At 55.4% G+C, this 14,963-nt stretch carries 13 protein-coding genes; 6 read left to right on the forward strand and 7 right to left on the reverse strand.

Translation table 11 applies throughout. The annotated features are described in order from the left end of the window. Window positions 1-87 precede the first annotated feature (87 nt). Window positions 88-1,548, forward strand: coding sequence for an aminoacyl-histidine dipeptidase (locus JQC75_RS13065; RefSeq protein WP_203324511.1), 1,461 nt, complete (start codon window positions 88-90; stop codon window positions 1,546-1,548). Window positions 1,549-1,615: 67 nt separating this feature from the next. On the opposite strand, the gene JQC75_RS13070 is transcribed toward JQC75_RS13065, so the two are convergent. Next, the gene (locus tag JQC75_RS13070) at window positions 1,616-2,524 is read right to left on the reverse strand and encodes a LysR family transcriptional regulator (protein WP_203324512.1); all 909 of its coding nucleotides are present in this window, start codon (window positions 2,522-2,524) and stop codon (window positions 1,616-1,618) included. A 385-nt stretch (window positions 2,525-2,909) separates the two neighbouring features. On the opposite strand from JQC75_RS13070, the gene aguA reads away from it, so the two are divergent. The 5 genes from aguA (at window position 2,910) to JQC75_RS13095 (ending at window position 8,229) form a co-directional block, all read left to right on the forward strand. Next, window positions 2,910-4,007, forward strand: a complete 1,098-nt coding sequence (gene aguA / locus JQC75_RS13075) for an agmatine deiminase (protein ID WP_203324513.1) — start codon at window positions 2,910-2,912, stop codon at window positions 4,005-4,007. A gap of 126 nt (window positions 4,008-4,133) precedes the next feature. Then, window positions 4,134-5,837, forward strand: coding sequence for an amidase (locus JQC75_RS13080; protein ID WP_203327223.1), 1,704 nt, complete (start codon window positions 4,134-4,136; stop codon window positions 5,835-5,837). A 180-nt stretch (window positions 5,838-6,017) separates the two neighbouring features. Beyond that, the gene (locus JQC75_RS13085; protein ID WP_203324514.1) at window positions 6,018-6,269 is read left to right on the forward strand and encodes a hypothetical protein; all 252 of its coding nucleotides are present in this window, start codon (window positions 6,018-6,020) and stop codon (window positions 6,267-6,269) included. Window positions 6,270-6,300: 31 nt separating this feature from the next. Next, a complete protein-coding gene (locus JQC75_RS13090; RefSeq protein WP_203324515.1) occupies window positions 6,301-7,737 on the forward strand; it encodes a helicase HerA-like domain-containing protein in 1,437 nt (478 codons plus the stop codon). 75 nt (window positions 7,738-7,812) lie between these two features. After that, the gene (locus JQC75_RS13095) at window positions 7,813-8,229 is read left to right on the forward strand and encodes a hypothetical protein (RefSeq protein WP_203324516.1); all 417 of its coding nucleotides are present in this window, start codon (window positions 7,813-7,815) and stop codon (window positions 8,227-8,229) included. Window positions 8,230-8,305: 76 nt separating this feature from the next. Here JQC75_RS13095 and JQC75_RS13100 read toward each other — a convergent pair whose 3' ends face one another. The 6 genes from JQC75_RS13100 to JQC75_RS13125 all read right to left on the reverse strand — a co-directional run bounded on the left by JQC75_RS13100 (window position 8,306) and on the right by JQC75_RS13125 (window position 14,954). Further along, the gene (locus JQC75_RS13100) at window positions 8,306-9,442 is read right to left on the reverse strand and encodes a tRNA/rRNA methyltransferase (RefSeq protein ID WP_239002010.1); all 1,137 of its coding nucleotides are present in this window, start codon (window positions 9,440-9,442) and stop codon (window positions 8,306-8,308) included. A 109-nt stretch (window positions 9,443-9,551) separates the two neighbouring features. Next, window positions 9,552-10,619 (reverse strand): DNA polymerase IV, encoded by a 1,068-nt coding sequence (gene dinB / locus JQC75_RS13105; RefSeq protein ID WP_203324517.1) that lies wholly within the window; start codon window positions 10,617-10,619, stop codon window positions 9,552-9,554. A gap of 85 nt (window positions 10,620-10,704) precedes the next feature. Next, a complete protein-coding gene (locus JQC75_RS13110; protein ID WP_203324518.1) occupies window positions 10,705-12,702 on the reverse strand; it encodes a methyl-accepting chemotaxis protein in 1,998 nt (665 codons plus the stop codon). Between the two features lie 194 nt (window positions 12,703-12,896). Next, window positions 12,897-13,367, reverse strand: a complete 471-nt coding sequence (gene bfr, locus JQC75_RS13115; protein WP_011760638.1) for a bacterioferritin — start codon at window positions 13,365-13,367, stop codon at window positions 12,897-12,899. An 11-nt stretch (window positions 13,368-13,378) separates the two neighbouring features. After that, entirely contained in the window at window positions 13,379-13,849 is a 471-nt protein-coding gene (bfr, locus tag JQC75_RS13120; protein WP_011760639.1) for a bacterioferritin, read from the reverse strand. Between the two features lie 145 nt (window positions 13,850-13,994). Next, window positions 13,995-14,954 carry a GGDEF domain-containing protein gene (locus JQC75_RS13125; RefSeq protein ID WP_203324519.1) on the reverse strand — a complete coding sequence of 320 codons (960 nt, stop codon included), beginning with the start codon at window positions 14,952-14,954 and terminating at the stop codon, window positions 13,995-13,997. Window positions 14,955-14,963 lie beyond the last annotated feature (9 nt).

Consider the following 14,963-nt stretch of genomic DNA (forward strand, 5'->3'; position numbering starts at 1 on the left):
CCCATCCACCCGGGCAACACACTGTGGTAAACTCGGCGCAATCAAGGGCGCACCGCCCAGTCATGACAAAAAAGCCGGGAGTATTCCGTGACTGCTATTAATCAGCTCTACCCTCAGCCCCTGTGGCAGTGGTTCGAACAAATCTGTGCCATTCCCCATCCGTCCAAACACGAAGCCGCCCTGAGTCAGCATATTCAGACCTGGGCCAAGGACAAGGGCCTGGCCGTAACAGTAGACAAGGTCGGCAACCTTATCATCCGCAAGGGTGCCACCGCCGGCATGGAAAACCGCAAGACTGTGGTGATCCAGGCGCACATCGACATGGTGCCGCAAAAGAACAACGACAAGGTACACGACTTCACCAAAGATCCCATTGAAGCCTATGTGGACGGCGAGTGGGTAAAGGCCCGTGGCACTACCCTTGGCGCCGACAATGGCATCGGTATGGCATCTGCCCTGGCCATCCTTGGTAGCGATGACATTCCCCACGGCCCACTGGAAGTGCTGCTGACCATAGACGAAGAAGCCGGTATGACCGGCGCCTTCGGTCTGGAAGCGGGTTACCTGGATGCCGAAATCCTGATTAACACCGACTCCGAACAGGAAGGCGAAATTTACATGGGCTGCGCCGGTGGTGTGGATGCCGAAATCACCCTGCCCATGGTGTGGGAAGCCCCTGCCGAGGGTTACAAGAGCTTTGCCCTGACCCTGTCTGGTCTCAAGGGTGGTCACTCCGGAGTGAACATTCACCTTGGCCGTGGTAACGCCAACAAGCTGCTGGCCCGTTTCCTGTTTGAAAACGTCGAGGCTCTGCAGCTGGAGCTGGCCGATTTCAACGGCGGCTCACTGCGTAACGCCATTCCCCGCGAAGCTGGCCTGACCCTGATGGTACCGGCCGAGCACGAGCAAGGCTTGAAAGACGCCGTCAGTGCCTTTGAAGCCCTGGTGCGTGAAGAGTTGGCGATTGCCGATCCCGGCGCCGTTCTGACCCTGACCGAAGTCGCCGAGCCCAAGCGGGTGATGAGCGAGCACAGCCAGAACACCTTTATCGACCTGCTGAACGCCTGCCCCAACGGCGTAATGCGCATGAGCGATGAAGTGGCCGGTGTCACCGAGACCTCGCTGAACGTGGGCGTTATTACCACAAGCGAGCAGGACGTAAAAATTCTCTGCCTTATCCGCTCACTGATTGACTCTGGCCGCACCCAGGTTGAAGGCATGCTGATTGCGCTGTCTAACCTCGCCGGCGGTGAAATCGAGCTTTCTGGAGCCTACCCTGGCTGGAAGCCGGACAACAGCTCACCTGTGATGGCCATCGTCCGCGAAACCTATCAGGACATCTACAACAAAGAGCCTGTGATCATGGTTATTCACGCCGGTCTCGAGTGTGGCCTCTTTAAGAAGCCCTACCCCGAGATGGACATGGTCTCCATTGGCCCCACCATTCGCTTCCCCCACAGCCCGGATGAGATGGTCAACATCGAAACCGTGGGCCAGTACTGGCAGCTGCTGCTGGCGGTGCTGGAGCGTATTCCAGAAAAGGCCTGAGCCTAATCCCATAAAAAAGGGCGACTCTTCAGTCGCCCTTTTTATTTATCTGTTGAAAATAGAAAATCTAGCCGCTCACCAACGTCTTCATCAGGCTGCGAAGCCAAATCAGCGCCGGATGAGCACCAAGCGCCGGGTGCCAAACGCAGTTCAGGTGATAGCCAGGCACATCCTCGGGCAGCTGCAACCGCTTCATCGGCCAGTGTTCAGCCAGCAAATCTGCCACCTTTTTGGGCAGCACCAATAGATAGTCGCTACGGCACACAATCGCCGCCGCCGACATATAGCTTTGGCTGTTCACCGAAATACGCCGCGACAAACCCTGACTTTCAAGCCAGTTATCGAGCCTTGCTTCTGAGGTGCCAAGGGGGGAGTGAAACACATGGGCCATGCCGATAAGTTCGCTAAGCGCAATCTGCTCGCCAACACCGGGTAGGTCTTTGCGCACCAAACCTGCCAATGGCTCGGTCAGCCAGGTCTCCTTGCCAAGATACGCCGGCACCTGCATGTATTCATCAAAGCCCAGCACCAAGTCTATCTCACCGGATGCCAGCTCCGCCTCCGGCAAACGATCCCGCAGGATACGGATTTCGATACTGACGCCGGGGGCGAGCTCATTTAGCCGCTGCATCAAAGGCGGCATCAGCACACACTCCACATAGTCGGTGGTGCACAGCACAAAGCGGCGCCGTGAGCTTTGGGGATCGAACGCTTCTTCTTCGCTGAGCTGCTGCTCCAAAAGCCTAAGCGCCTGACGCACGCCGCTGTGCAGATGCTGGGCGCGGGGTGTTGGCACCATACCCTGCGGGGTGCGCACCAAAAGTTGATCGCCAAAGGCGGTGCGCAGCCTGCCAAGGGCATGACTCATGGCCGGCTGACTGATAAAGAGGGACTCGGCCGCGCGGGTCACGCTGCCCTGGGTCATCAGGGCGTCAAAGGCAAGCAGCAGGTTAAGGTCGAGTTGATGGAGTTTCATGACCAATATTCATATCAATTATGGGCATATACATCTTATTCATTTGTTGTATGGCAGTGCAACTTCTTACACTGTGAAGGCTTCGACTTTGTCCCTGTGATGCAAGGCTTTTTCGATAAGGCTTCACTGCGTTTGAGTGGCGGGTTTGATTGGCGGGTTTAAGTGGCAGACTTGATCGATTGCCTTGAGCCATTGCTTCGAAAAAGTCTCCAGGCTTGCCCGTGCCACAATACCCACGCTGGGATTCTGGACGTTCGAAGCTAAGATTAATTTCACCGCGCTGCCATGCTGCCAGACGGCGGCGCAAGACATAACGGCATGAGCCATTTTCCCATTACCGCCCCTGCGTGGCTTAATGCCGATACAGGGTCGCAAGGACACAGCGATGAGCATCAAGACCATTAACTCTACTCCCGCCAGTGATGGCTTCACCATGCCAGCCGAATGGGCACACCAGCAGGCCGTTTGGATGATCTGGCCCTATCGCCCAGATAACTGGCGCGAAGCCGGTCGCTTCGCACAGGCGACCTTTGCCAAGGTAGCCGATGCCATTGGCGGCGCCACGCCAGTGTTTATGGGGGTTCCAGCCGAGTTTATGGATAAGGCCCGCGCCATCATGCCCGCCCACGTGACCCTGGTTGAGATGAACAGCGATGACTGCTGGGCCCGTGACACAGGCCCCACTGTGGTCACCAACGCCGCCGGCGAGTGCCGTGGCATCGATTGGGGCTTCAACGCCTGGGGCGGCCACAAGAGCGGCCTGTATTATCCATGGGATCAGGATGAAAAAGTGGCAGCCCAGATGCTCGCCCAGCACGGCATGGACAGATACCAGGCGCCGCTTATCCTCGAAGGTGGCTCCATCCATGTGGACGGCGAAGGCACCTGCCTCACTACCGCCGAGTGCCTTCTGAACGAAAACCGCAACCCACACCTCACCAAAGAGCAAATCGAAGCTCACCTGCGCGACTATCTTGGCGTGACAAGCTTTATCTGGCTGGGTGACGGCGTTTACATGGACGAGACCGATGGCCACATCGACAACATCTGCTGTTTTGTACGCCCAGGGGAAGTGGCCCTGCACTGGACCGACGATGTGAACGACCCGCAGTATGAGCGCTCTGTTGCCGCGCTGAAAGTGCTTGAAGCCGCGGTCGATGCCAAGGGCCGTAAACTTAAAGTATGGAAGCTGCCTCAGCCTGGCCCGCTGTACTGCACCGAGGAAGAGTCTGCCGGCGTTGAGAGCGGCACCGGCGTGCCACGTGAGGCCGAAGGCCGTCTGGCCGGTTCCTACGTGAACTTCCTTATCACCAACGACCGTATCGTCTACCCGCTTTTGGACGAAGCGACCGACGGTGAAGCTCAGCGCATTCTGGAAGAAATCTTCCCTGAGCATAAGGTTATCGGCGTGCCTGCCCGTGAGATCCTGCTCGGCGGTGGTAACATCCACTGCATTACCCAGCAGATCCCATCCGGCAAGTAATCAGCCTGACTATTTCTGCCATCGAGGCCCGGCTGTATGCCTGGAGCCTCGGTGAAAAGCATTCTGAGCGATGTTGCTGTCCACGATGGCTGCCATCGCCACACGTTACTTTTGGGAGTCACCAGCATGTTCGAAGTAACCGAGGTTTCCATTGCCGAGCTGCGCGGCGCGCTCGCATCCGGCCGCACCACAGCGGTCGAACTGGTTAAAGCGTATCTCGCCCGTATTGAAGCCTATGATGGCCCGGATACCGCCACCAAACTCAATGCGGTGGTGGTACATAACCCCGATGCGCTCAAAGAAGCCGAAGCGTCCGATGCGCGCCGCGCCCGTGGCGAGACCCTGGGGCCACTCGATGGCATCCCCTACACCGCCAAAGACAGCTATCTGGTGAAGGGCCTGACCGCCGCTTCCGGCAGCCCGGCCTTTAAAGATTTGGTTGCCCAGCGCGATGCCTTCACCGTGGAGCGTCTTCGCGCTGCCGGTGCCATCTGCCTTGGCAAAACCAACATGCCCCCCATGGCCAACGGCGGCATGCAGCGCGGCGTTTACGGCCGCGCCGAAAGCCCCTACAACGCCGACTACCTGACTGCGCCCTTCGCCTCTGGCTCCTCCAATGGCGCCGGTACCGCCACCGCCGCCAGCTTCTGCGCCTTTGGCCTGGCCGAAGAAACCTGGTCCAGCGGCCGTGGCCCGGCTTCCAACAACGGTCTGTGCGCTTACACCCCGTCCCGCGGCGTGATTTCAGTGCGCGGCAACTGGCCACTGACCCCCACCATGGATGTGGTGGTGCCCTACGCCCGCACCATGGCTGATTTGCTTGAAGTGCTGGATGTGGTGGTTGCCGATGATGCCGAGACCCGTGGCGATCTGTGGCGCATGCAGCCCTGGGTAAGCATCCCCAAGGCCTCGGAAGTGCGACCCGAGTCTTATCTCGCCCTCGCCTCCGGCACAGAAAGCCTTAAGGGCAAGCGCTTTGGTGTGCCCAAGATGTTTATCAACAAGGATGAACTGGCCGGCACCAGTGAAAACCCCGGTATTGGCGGCCCCACCGGTCAGCGCATTCATACCCGCGACTCTGTGATTGCTCTGTGGGAGCAGGCCCGCGAGGCGCTGGAAGCCGCCGGCGCTGAAGTGATTGAAGTGGAATTCCCGCTGGTTTCCAACTGCGAAGGCGACCGTCCCGGCGCACCAACCGTGTTCAACCGCGGCATAGTCACCCCTGAGTTCCTCCACGACGAGCTGTGGGAACTCTCGGGCTGGGCCTTCGATGACTTCCTGCGTGCCAACGGCGATCCCAAGCTCAATAAGCTTGAAGACGTGGATGGGCCGAAGATCTTCCCCCACGACCCGGGCACCCTGCCAAACCGCGAGGGCGACCTTGCCGCCGGAATGGATGAGTACGTCAACATGGCCAAGCGCGGCATCAAGCCATGGAATGAAATTGCCACAGTGCCCGACGGTCTGCGTGGCCTTGAGAAGACCCGCAAGCTTGACCTCGAAGATTGGATGGATGCGCTTAAGCTAGATGCCGTGCTCTTCCCCACCGTGGCCGACGTGGGCCCTGCCGATGCCGATGTGAATCCGGCTTCTGCCGATATCGCCTGGAGCAACGGCATTTGGGTAGCCAATGGCAACCTCGCCATCCGTCATCTTGGTGTACCGACCGTGACCGTGCCCATGGGCGTGATGGCCGATATCGGTATGCCAGTGGGTCTGACCTTTGCAGGCCGTGCCTACGATGACAACGCGCTGCTAAGCCTTGCTTCGGCCTTTGAATCCACCGGCAATAAACGCAAGGTGCCGCCGCGTACGCCGCCGCTGGCATAAGCCAATAGCTGAGACAGCCAGTTAAAAGCCACCCTCAGGGTGGCTTTTCGTTTTTCACTTTTTGCTTTTCACTTTTTGATAGGGGCGACAAGACCTGTCTTCACTTCTTTGCTATAACCATGGAACCATAAGTGACTGGCTCAGTCATAAACACATCGACTCAGCGTTCAAGGAAGACCCATGCGCTTACTCCCTGTGACACTTGCCACAGCTCTTACCCTGCTGCTGACCGCCTGCAGTGCCAATCAGGTAAACCAATCTGGCTGCGCCTTTGTGACTGGCATTTATGAAAACGACAACCAAAATCGCAGCAACCCGGATCACAGAGAAACGACGGCCAAAGAAAATGCCGGGGTCGGCGTGATAAATGCCCTTTTTGCCGGAATAGCTGGCCTTTTCAAAGATGAGCATAAAGAGGAAAACTGCCTCTAGCTCACGGCATCACTGACATGGAGAGCAACAGATGAATTCCATTCTTCTTGGCGGCGATGGCAATACCCAGGTTGCTCTCAATGCGGCCATGGCCAACCGCCATGGATTAATTACCGGGGCGACGGGAACCGGCAAAACCATCAGCCTGCAGTTGCTGGCGGAATCCTTTTCAGAGCTTGGCGTGCCCTGCTTTGTGGCCGATGTAAAAGGCGACCTCAGCGGCCTTGCTGCAGCAGGTAAAGACAATCCCAAAATTTCAGAACGCAGCAATCACATTGGCATGGCGGTACCCAACTTTTCTGCCAAGCCAACGCTTTTTTGGGACATCTATGGCCAGCGCGGGCTTCAGGCCCGTACCACCATCAGTGAGATGGGACCGCTACTGCTATCGAGCCTGCTTGAGCTGAACGATACCCAAACCGGGGTGTTATACAGCTGCTTTGCCTTTGCAGACGATGAAGGCATGTTACTGCTCGACCTTAAAGACTTGCGCGCGCTGCTGTCGTTTATGGCCGATAAAGGTAATAGCCTGTCGGGCAATTACGGCAATATCAGCAGTGCCAGCATAGGCGCCATCCAAAGAAAACTACTGGTGCTGGAAGAACAGGGAGCCGATGCCTTTTTTACCGAGCCGGCACTGGAGCTAGGCGACTTGATGCAAAACGATTTTTCCGGCAAGGGGGTCATCAGCCTGCTGGATGTGACACGGCTTCTCCATCAGGCCCCCAAACTCTATGCCACCTTCCTGTTTTGGCTGCTTTCTGAGCTGTTTGAAAACCTGCCCGAGGTTGGCGATGCCGACAAACCCAAACTGGTGCTCTTTTTCGATGAGGCGCATCTGCTGTTTAATGATGCGCCCAAAGTTCTGGTCGATAAAATAGAGCAGGTGGTCCGGCTTATCCGCTCCAAGGGTGTGGGGGTGTTTTTTATCAGCCAAAGCCCCATGGATATTCCCGAGGCGATCCTTGGCCAATTGGGTTGCCGTATCCAGCATGCCCTCAGGGCCTTTACCCCCAAAGATCAAAAAACCATTCGTGCCGTTGCCGAGAATTTCAGACCCAACCCCAATTTTTCCACCGCCGAAGTGATAACGACACTGGGTGTTGGCGAGGCGCTGGTGTCGGTGCTGGACGCTAAAGGCTCGCCAACGCAGGTAGAGCGGGTACTTATCTGCCCTCCCGCCTCCCGCATCGGCCCCTTATCCGATGAAGAGCGTCAGACTCTGCTTGCGCGCTCGCCGCTGAAAAGCAAATACCAGGAAGCCGTGGACAGGGAATCCGCCTTCGAAATCCTGTCTCAGCGCATTAATGCAACCCAAACGTCATCCAAACCGGACACGGCGAAAAAGCCATCCTCACGGCAAAGCGACAACGCCGCCGAAGCCTTTTTCAAGAGTCTCGCCCGGGCCGTGGGCTCCAAGCTTGGGCAAAGTTTGGTACGGGGAATATTGGGCTCACTCAAACGCTGAGACTTCAGCCGTTTTTAAGCAAGGTGCCCTAAGCTGCTGCGCTCGATATTTGGCTTTGAGTCTTGAGTGCATTCGATGTTTATAGGCTATTTGGTGGTGGCGGCCATCATTGTGAAAACCTCTCTGATGGGGCTTGGGGGAATGTCACTGGCCATCGCGTCAGTGGCGTATCTGCTAAACCGTCTGTGGATGCGCTCCCGCGCCCGGCCTTTTAGAGGCAAACAGGTAAGCAATCAGGCACAGACAAGCGTTCTTGGCAGTAAATTCGCCCAACTGTGTTTAACCGCGGCGCTGCTGCACCTGGCTGTGTACCTGGGATTGGTGGTAAAGCTGCTGATGATGGATGGCCTTGAGGACATACCGGCATTTCTCTTAAGCCACCTGGTACTGCATCATGTGCTTTGTGCCCTGATAGGCGGCATAGTTACCCTCATGGCCATCAGGCTCTATCTCGCCCGGCGCGAACCGCCATCCTTGCCCCGAATAGGTTGAGATAAAACGATAAAAGCGCCCGAGGGCGCTTTTATCTTAAGACAGCTCTGAATGAACGAGAGTGTGATGCAGGCCCTCAGCGCTGCTGGCGATACCATTCACCCAAAATCAGGCTGGCCGCCACACTCACGTTCAATGACTCCACAAGTCCGGTTCCCGGAATTTGCACGCCGATATCGGCGCGGCTCGCCACCGCCTTGGAGACACCATCCATTTCCTCACCAAATACCACCACCACCTTGGCTGGCAGACTGCTGCGATAGAGAGACTCACCACCGTGGCTGGAGGTGGTGATGATGCTGTAACCCGCCTGACGGCATTCCTGCAGTGCGTCTGTCAGTCTGTCACAGCGAATGCCCTCAACATGCTCCATGCCGCCTTCTGCGGTGCGGGCTGCCGCGCCGGATTGCAGTAATCCAGCTTCTGTCATGACGATGCCGGCCACCCCGAAATGGGCACAGCTGCGCATAATGGCACCGAGATTATGGGGATTGCCCACGCCATCAAGGGCGAGCAAACAATCTGTGGCTTTACCGGCATTGGCAGCCAGGTAGCTTGCCATGTCCCGCAAAGGCTTGCGACGCACCACCATCACCACACCGCCGTGATGCTGACTACCGGCAATTTTTTCCAGTTCATCGGCGTCCACCACATGGTATGCCTTGCGATTTCTGGCAAGGTATTTCATCACATCGGCGAATTTGGGCGCGGTCTCTTCATCCAGATACAGCTTAATCACCTCATCGCTGCGCAGCTTGAAGGTTTCGCGGCAGGCATTAATACCATAAAGGCGGGTCTCGTTCAGACGTTGATCCTTACCATCGAAACCAGCCTGGGCGGCAGGCGCTCTGTGCGCTGGCTCTCTGCGCGGATCTTCTCTATGCGGAGTATCTCTGCGCTGAAAGGAGTCCCGTCGCTCGGCACGCCCTGAGCCCGTGTTACGGTCAAAACGTCCCTTATTCGAGCTCCGGTCAGCGCCTTTTTTCTCGCGGCGCTCACCGCCTTTCAAAAACTCCCCGGCGTTACCCTTATCAGTCTGATGGCTGCGGCCTTGATGGCGTTCGGCTCTTGTTGGACTTGCATCGTCCTGCTCTGCCTTGTGCTGGCGCGGGGATGACTGCTTGCCATGGGATTGCTTCTGCCACGGAGAGGAGGTGTTAGCTGAAGGGGGTTGGCGCCTTGAAACGCGTTGCTGGGGTTTGGGATTGTTCACGCTGTGCTCACTGTTAAACTCGCGGCCCGCTGGCCACGAAACAAGGCTATTTTAGATGTCCCGGCGCCGGCTCACAACCAAAGGCGTATCAAGATAGGTTTATTCGTCGCTAAAGGCTCAGCGCCAACTGGGCGCTGCCCTCATTTTCTGCCTCGCTCTGACAAGCCAGACCCGCGGCAATCCCCACCAGGCGAACTCCCCGGCCCTCGGCACGCACAAAGGCCTGGCTGAGCAGCGATTCGAATAATCTCACCGAGGGTTCTTCGGCGCGACTTTCTATGGTGGTCTGACGAAAATCATCAAACTTAAGCTTTACCACCAGCTTGTGAATGCGCCTGCCCGACGCGCTGCGGCCAAGACGACGATTAAGCTCGGGAATGAGTGATGAGAGCACATCCAGACAGGCCTCACGGGTATGCAAGTCTTTGGGCACTGTGGTCTCTACCCCCACGGACTTGCGCTCCCGATGGGAGACGATGGCCCGTTCATCCCGGCCATGTGCCCTTTCATACAAAACGGCACCGAATTTACCAAAGTGCTCTGTCAGCAGCTTCAGCGGCACCTGCTGTACATCGGCGCAGGTTTTAAGTCCCAGCGCATTGAGCTTTTCTTCGGTGACCTTGCCGACACCGGGGATCTTACCCAGGGGTAAGGCTCTGACGAAGTGCATCAGGGTATCGGGCGACACCACATACTGACCATTGGGCTTATTGAGATCCGAAGCAACCTTGGCAACAAACTTGATAGGACTCACGCCCGCCGAGGCCGTCAGACCGGTTTCTTTGAATATGTCACTGCGAATCGCCTCGGCAATACGGGTGGCCGAGCCCTGATACAAGGTGCAGTCACTCACATCCAGATAAGCTTCATCCAGCGACAGAGGTTCAATCAGGGAGGTATAACGGCTGAAGATTTCGCGTATTTGTTGCGAAACGGCCTTGTACACCTCCATCCGCCCGGGAACCAGGATCAGGTTGGGGCACAGTTTCAGGGCGTAGGCCGAAGCCATGGCTGAACGCACGCCAAAGGCGCGGGCCTCATAGTTGCAGGTGCTGATGACGCCTCGCCTGTCGCTGCTGCCCCCTACCGCCAACGGCTTGCCGCGGTACTGTGGAAAATCGCGCATTTCAACGGCTGCAAAGTAGCAGTCCATATCGATATGAATGATTTTTCGCATAGGGAACACCTGAAATTACTGTATATAAAAACAGTATCAAAATTACAGGCAATAAAAAAGCGCCCTGAGGCGCTTTTTACCCGGTTTACACCCGGAACTGCGAGATGTTGCCGGACAGTGCGTGGGTAAGCTGCTCAAATGCCTTGAGACTGCCCACCAGCTCCTGGCTGGCCGAATGAGAGTCATCGGACAGTCCGCGTACATTTTCCACATTTTGCGCCACTTCGTCAGCCACCACCGCCTGCTGACCGATCGCCACAGTAATTTCAGTGGTTTGCTGCAGTATGGCGCCAATGGCATCGGTAATCTTGCCAAGTGAGTCTTCTACCTGACCGGTAAGCATCTGCCCGCGCTTGGCGTCGTTCACCCCCGCCTCCATCACAGATTCGGCGGCCATGGCACTCTGTTGTAAACGCTGGATGATGCCCTGAATGTTGGCGGTAGAATCCTGGGTGCGGGATGCCAGGGTACGCACCTCATCGGCCACCACGGCGAATCCGCGCCCCTGTTCTCCGGCCCTGGCCGCTTCAATGGCGGCGTTCAGCGCAAGCAGGTTGGTTTGCTCGGCGATGTTACGAATGACGCTGAGCACTTCGCCAATCTTTTCTGAGCTGCCCCTGAGTTCTTTGATAACAGCGGCGGCTTCTATCACCCTGGATGAGAGGGTTTCTATCCCGGCGGAGGCCTCGGCGACTATCTGCTTGCCGTCATCGGCCTGAGACTGAGCTGTTTCGGCAAAATTGGCCGTCCGCTGAGCGCTGGCAGCCATTTCCTGGCTGGTATGAGCCATCTCAATGGCAGCGGCGGCAACCGAATCGATTTGGGCCTTTTGCCTGGATACGGCGCCAACAGCCACATCACAAATTTTGCGGGCCTCGATAATACCGTCGTCCACATCGCGGGTCAGGTCGCGGGTCTGACGCAGCATTTGCTGCACCTTGGTCGCAAACCGATTAAAGGCATCGGCCATGAGTCCAAGCTCATCCTCACGCTGGATATCGATACGGCGGGACAAATCACCTTCACCGCTGGCCATATTGTTCATGGCACCCAGCAGAGAGTTGAGCTGCCTGCGAAGCGGGAGCAACAGCAGCCAAACCGTCACACCCACCAGGAAAATAATACCCAGCGACATCAGACAGGCATTCCAGAAGGCATCGCGCACCGGCGCTTCTATTACCTCGTGGGGCAACATAAAGGCCAAATGCCATTTTTGTTTGGGGTAGTCACCGGCTACTTCAACAAACGCCACACGCTGAGACTCCCCCTGATAGACCACATCGGCAAAGCCGTGTGATTGGCGCTGCATCAGCTGACCGAGGGCACTGAAACCTTCGCTGCCATTATTGTCGACCTTTTGAATGGATGAGCCGGGTGGGAAACTGTCGTTAAAACCGGGGAAATACACCAGCTTGCCATCGCCCGTCATCAGAAACGCCTGGCCGGAACCCTGATATTTAATGGGTGCCAGCAACGTCTTGCCTATGGTATCGATAAGAATATCCATGCCTCCAATCCCCAACAGTTGGCCGTTGGCACCAAAAACAGGCGTTTTTACGGTTGCCGAAATCGAGCCATCATTGGCATCAACCGCCGGGTCGCCCACAAACAGACCACCCTTGTCCAGCGCTTCCTGCCACCAGGGGCGCTTGTTGGTGTAGTAATTGGAGTCGCCATCGTAACGGCCATTGAGGTCGAAATATTCAAAGGTGTTGGCGGAGCCAAAGAAAACTGACTTGATGTCGGCGTCTTTGTCGGAAAAATATTTGAAGTACTGCACTATGCGCTGATATTGGTCGTCGCTGGCGAGATTGCTGCCTCTGGCCTTGTAATGGGTGAACCAGTCAACCAGACCGGGCTCGGCAAACACCGCATGGATAATCTGGCCTTTAGCCACAAAATAGCCCCGAATATCCCGGCTTTTTTGTTCCATCAGGGCATTAATGTCACCATCAATGGTGGCACGGGTGGACTGGCTGGCATCACGCACCAAAAAGGTTGCGATCAGCGCCAGCAATATTGCCAGCGCACCAACCAGCGTCAGTACAAGTTGTAGGCTCAAAGAACGTTTGATATGTCCCATCGGGTTACCCTTTCGCAGTTATTGTTGTTGGGCGAAATAGCTCATCAATCTAGCAACAATGGGCGCAGGATAACAGTAAAATTCGAGTAAATTTAGGCAAATAGCCCGGTACAAAAGAGCGTCATTGGCATAAAAATGCCGGCGTAATTGCCGGCATTTTTCTGTTGAAGCTATGCAGAAAGTAAAAATGGCCTTCAGGACATTTTGGACTGCAGATAATTGGGTAAACCAATGCGGTCTATCAGACCCAGTTGTTTTTCCAGCCAGTAGAGGTGGTCGTCTTCGGTCTCTTCCAGCAACTGTTGCAGCAGCTCACGGGTGACATAATCCCCTTTGGCTTCACACAGGGCAATAACCCGGCGCAGGTTATCGGCCACCTTGTATTCGTAAGCCAGATCGCTTTTAAGCATGGCTTCCACGTCTTTGCCTATATTGAGCTTTTCCCGGCTGGCTACATCCGGTGTGCCCTCGAGAAACAGAATACGTGACACCAATTTGGCCGCATGCTCACGCTCGTCATCTGACTCATGGGCAATGCGCTCGTAAAGCTCATTCAGCCCCCAATCCTCATACATTCTGGCATGCACAAAATACTGATCCATAGCCGATAATTCGCCGGTAAGCAGACCATTCAGCGCATCTATGACTTCTTGATGACCTTTCATCTTGCTCTCCTTCAATCGTCCATTTGTGACTGCAAGTAATTTTGAATGCCGGTGAGGCGAATAAGCTCAAACTGGGACTCGAGCCAGTCGAGATGTTCTTCCTCGTCTTCCAGGATGTCCTCGAGGATGTCGCGGCTCACGTAGTCCTGCAATTTTTCACATTCGGCAATCGCGGCACGCAGCAATGGCAACTGCTCTTCCAGCATGCTTTTATCGCAGCCAAGCATTTCTTCTGAATGTTCGCCTATGCGCAGTTTTCCCAGCGCCTGGAGATTCGGCAAGCCTTCGAGGAACAGCACCCGTTCAATCAGCTTGTCGGCATGCTTCATATCTTCGATGGATTTTTTGTAATCCTTGCTGTTGAGTTTTTCCAGGCCCCAGTTTTTAAACATCCGGGCATGGAGAAAATACTGATTGATTGCAGTAAGCTCGGCAGTCAATACCTTGTTGAGGTGGCTTACCACACTGGCATGGCCTTTCATAAGCAAACGTCCTTGGTTGGATAAAAATTGATCTACATCAAATTCAACCCTAGTACAGCCAGACCAAATAATCAACTTTTCCTTTAATATCAATGACATCTAAAGGTTAATTATTCTCATTGCGTTTATGCTTATCAAGGGGGAGTTAAAAGAGCTCTATGTCGTCATCGATTTGCGTTGGCAGCAAATCGCCGTGATTGAAGAGGTCATGGTAAAAGGCCCATCTGTTACGGCCATTATCTTTGGAAAAGTAGAGGGCTTTGTCAGCTTTCATCATCACAGACATGGGGTTATCTTCAAGGGTCAGTGATGTTATCCCGATGGAAAGGGTAACAGGGCCGGTTTTTTCATGCTGGATTTTACCGACGTCCGCCATCAATTTACGACAGATGCATTCCACATCATGCTGGGACTTGTTGTCCAGCAGCACCACAAACTCATCACCTCCGAAGCGAAATAAGGCATCGTCGTCGCTGAAGCACGCATTCATGGCCCGGCTAATCCGAAGCAGGACTTCATCCCCGTAAAGATGACCAAGGGTGTCGTTAATCTTCTTGAAGAAGTCGATATCAAAGGTCAGCATCCAAAAATACGGAGCGCGCCGGGTCTCTGCACGAATGTGGCTGAAGAGATGAAACAGACGTGCGTCATAGGCCTTTCGGTTGAGCAGGCCTGTTAAGCCGTCAGTCTGACTGTCGAGCACCACCCGGGCAAAGTTCTCATAAATACGGGCGAATGCCTGCAACATCATCAGACTCGCATTATCCAACTCGAGGTCGTAAACCAGGAGCACCTTGACCACGGTGTCGTTCATTTTCACCGGCAATGCCACCTTGCAACGTTCATCCAGCTCACAGATTGCATTTTTACCGGTATCTATGCACTGCTGCACACAGGGTGGCGGGTTATCCAGTGCCTGCACGAAATCCGTTGAAGTGAGGTATTTGGGAAAATGCGGCAAGTCACCCACATTAATCACTGCCACCTGTTTTACGCCCATGGTTTGCTCAATGGTTTCAATCAAACAGGTGGCAAGGGACTGCAATTGCCGCTGCTCGGTAATCGAGGCGACAGAATTCAGTATATGTTCGGGTGCAGAACTCATGACACAATC

Origin of the sequence: Shewanella litorisediminis (assembly GCF_016834455.1) — a bacterium.
Taxonomy (GTDB): Bacteria; Pseudomonadota; Gammaproteobacteria; order Enterobacterales; family Shewanellaceae; genus Shewanella; species Shewanella litorisediminis.

Excerpts from the sequence above, each read along its gene's own strand:
- bfr (WP_011760639.1), bottom strand. The coding sequence starts at position 13,849 with ATGAAAGGCCATGCCAGTGTGGTAAGCCACCTCAACAAGGTATTGACT.
- dinB (WP_203324517.1), bottom strand. The coding sequence starts at position 10,619 with ATGCGAAAAATCATTCATATCGATATGGACTGCTACTTTGCAGCCGTT.
- JQC75_RS13095 (WP_203324516.1), top strand. The coding sequence starts at position 7,813 with ATGTTTATAGGCTATTTGGTGGTGGCGGCCATCATTGTGAAAACCTCT.
- JQC75_RS13080 (WP_203327223.1), top strand. The coding sequence starts at position 4,134 with ATGTTCGAAGTAACCGAGGTTTCCATTGCCGAGCTGCGCGGCGCGCTC.
- JQC75_RS13070 (WP_203324512.1), bottom strand. The coding sequence starts at position 2,524 with ATGAAACTCCATCAACTCGACCTTAACCTGCTGCTTGCCTTTGACGCC.
- bfr (WP_011760638.1), bottom strand. The coding sequence starts at position 13,367 with ATGAAAGGTCATCAAGAAGTCATAGATGCGCTGAATGGTCTGCTTACC.
- aguA (WP_203324513.1), top strand. The coding sequence starts at position 2,910 with ATGAGCATCAAGACCATTAACTCTACTCCCGCCAGTGATGGCTTCACC.
- JQC75_RS13125 (WP_203324519.1), bottom strand. The coding sequence starts at position 14,954 with ATGAGTTCTGCACCCGAACATATACTGAATTCTGTCGCCTCGATTACC.
- JQC75_RS13090 (WP_203324515.1), top strand. The coding sequence starts at position 6,301 with ATGAATTCCATTCTTCTTGGCGGCGATGGCAATACCCAGGTTGCTCTC.
- JQC75_RS13085 (WP_203324514.1), top strand. The coding sequence starts at position 6,018 with ATGCGCTTACTCCCTGTGACACTTGCCACAGCTCTTACCCTGCTGCTG.
- JQC75_RS13110 (WP_203324518.1), bottom strand. The coding sequence starts at position 12,702 with ATGGGACATATCAAACGTTCTTTGAGCCTACAACTTGTACTGACGCTG.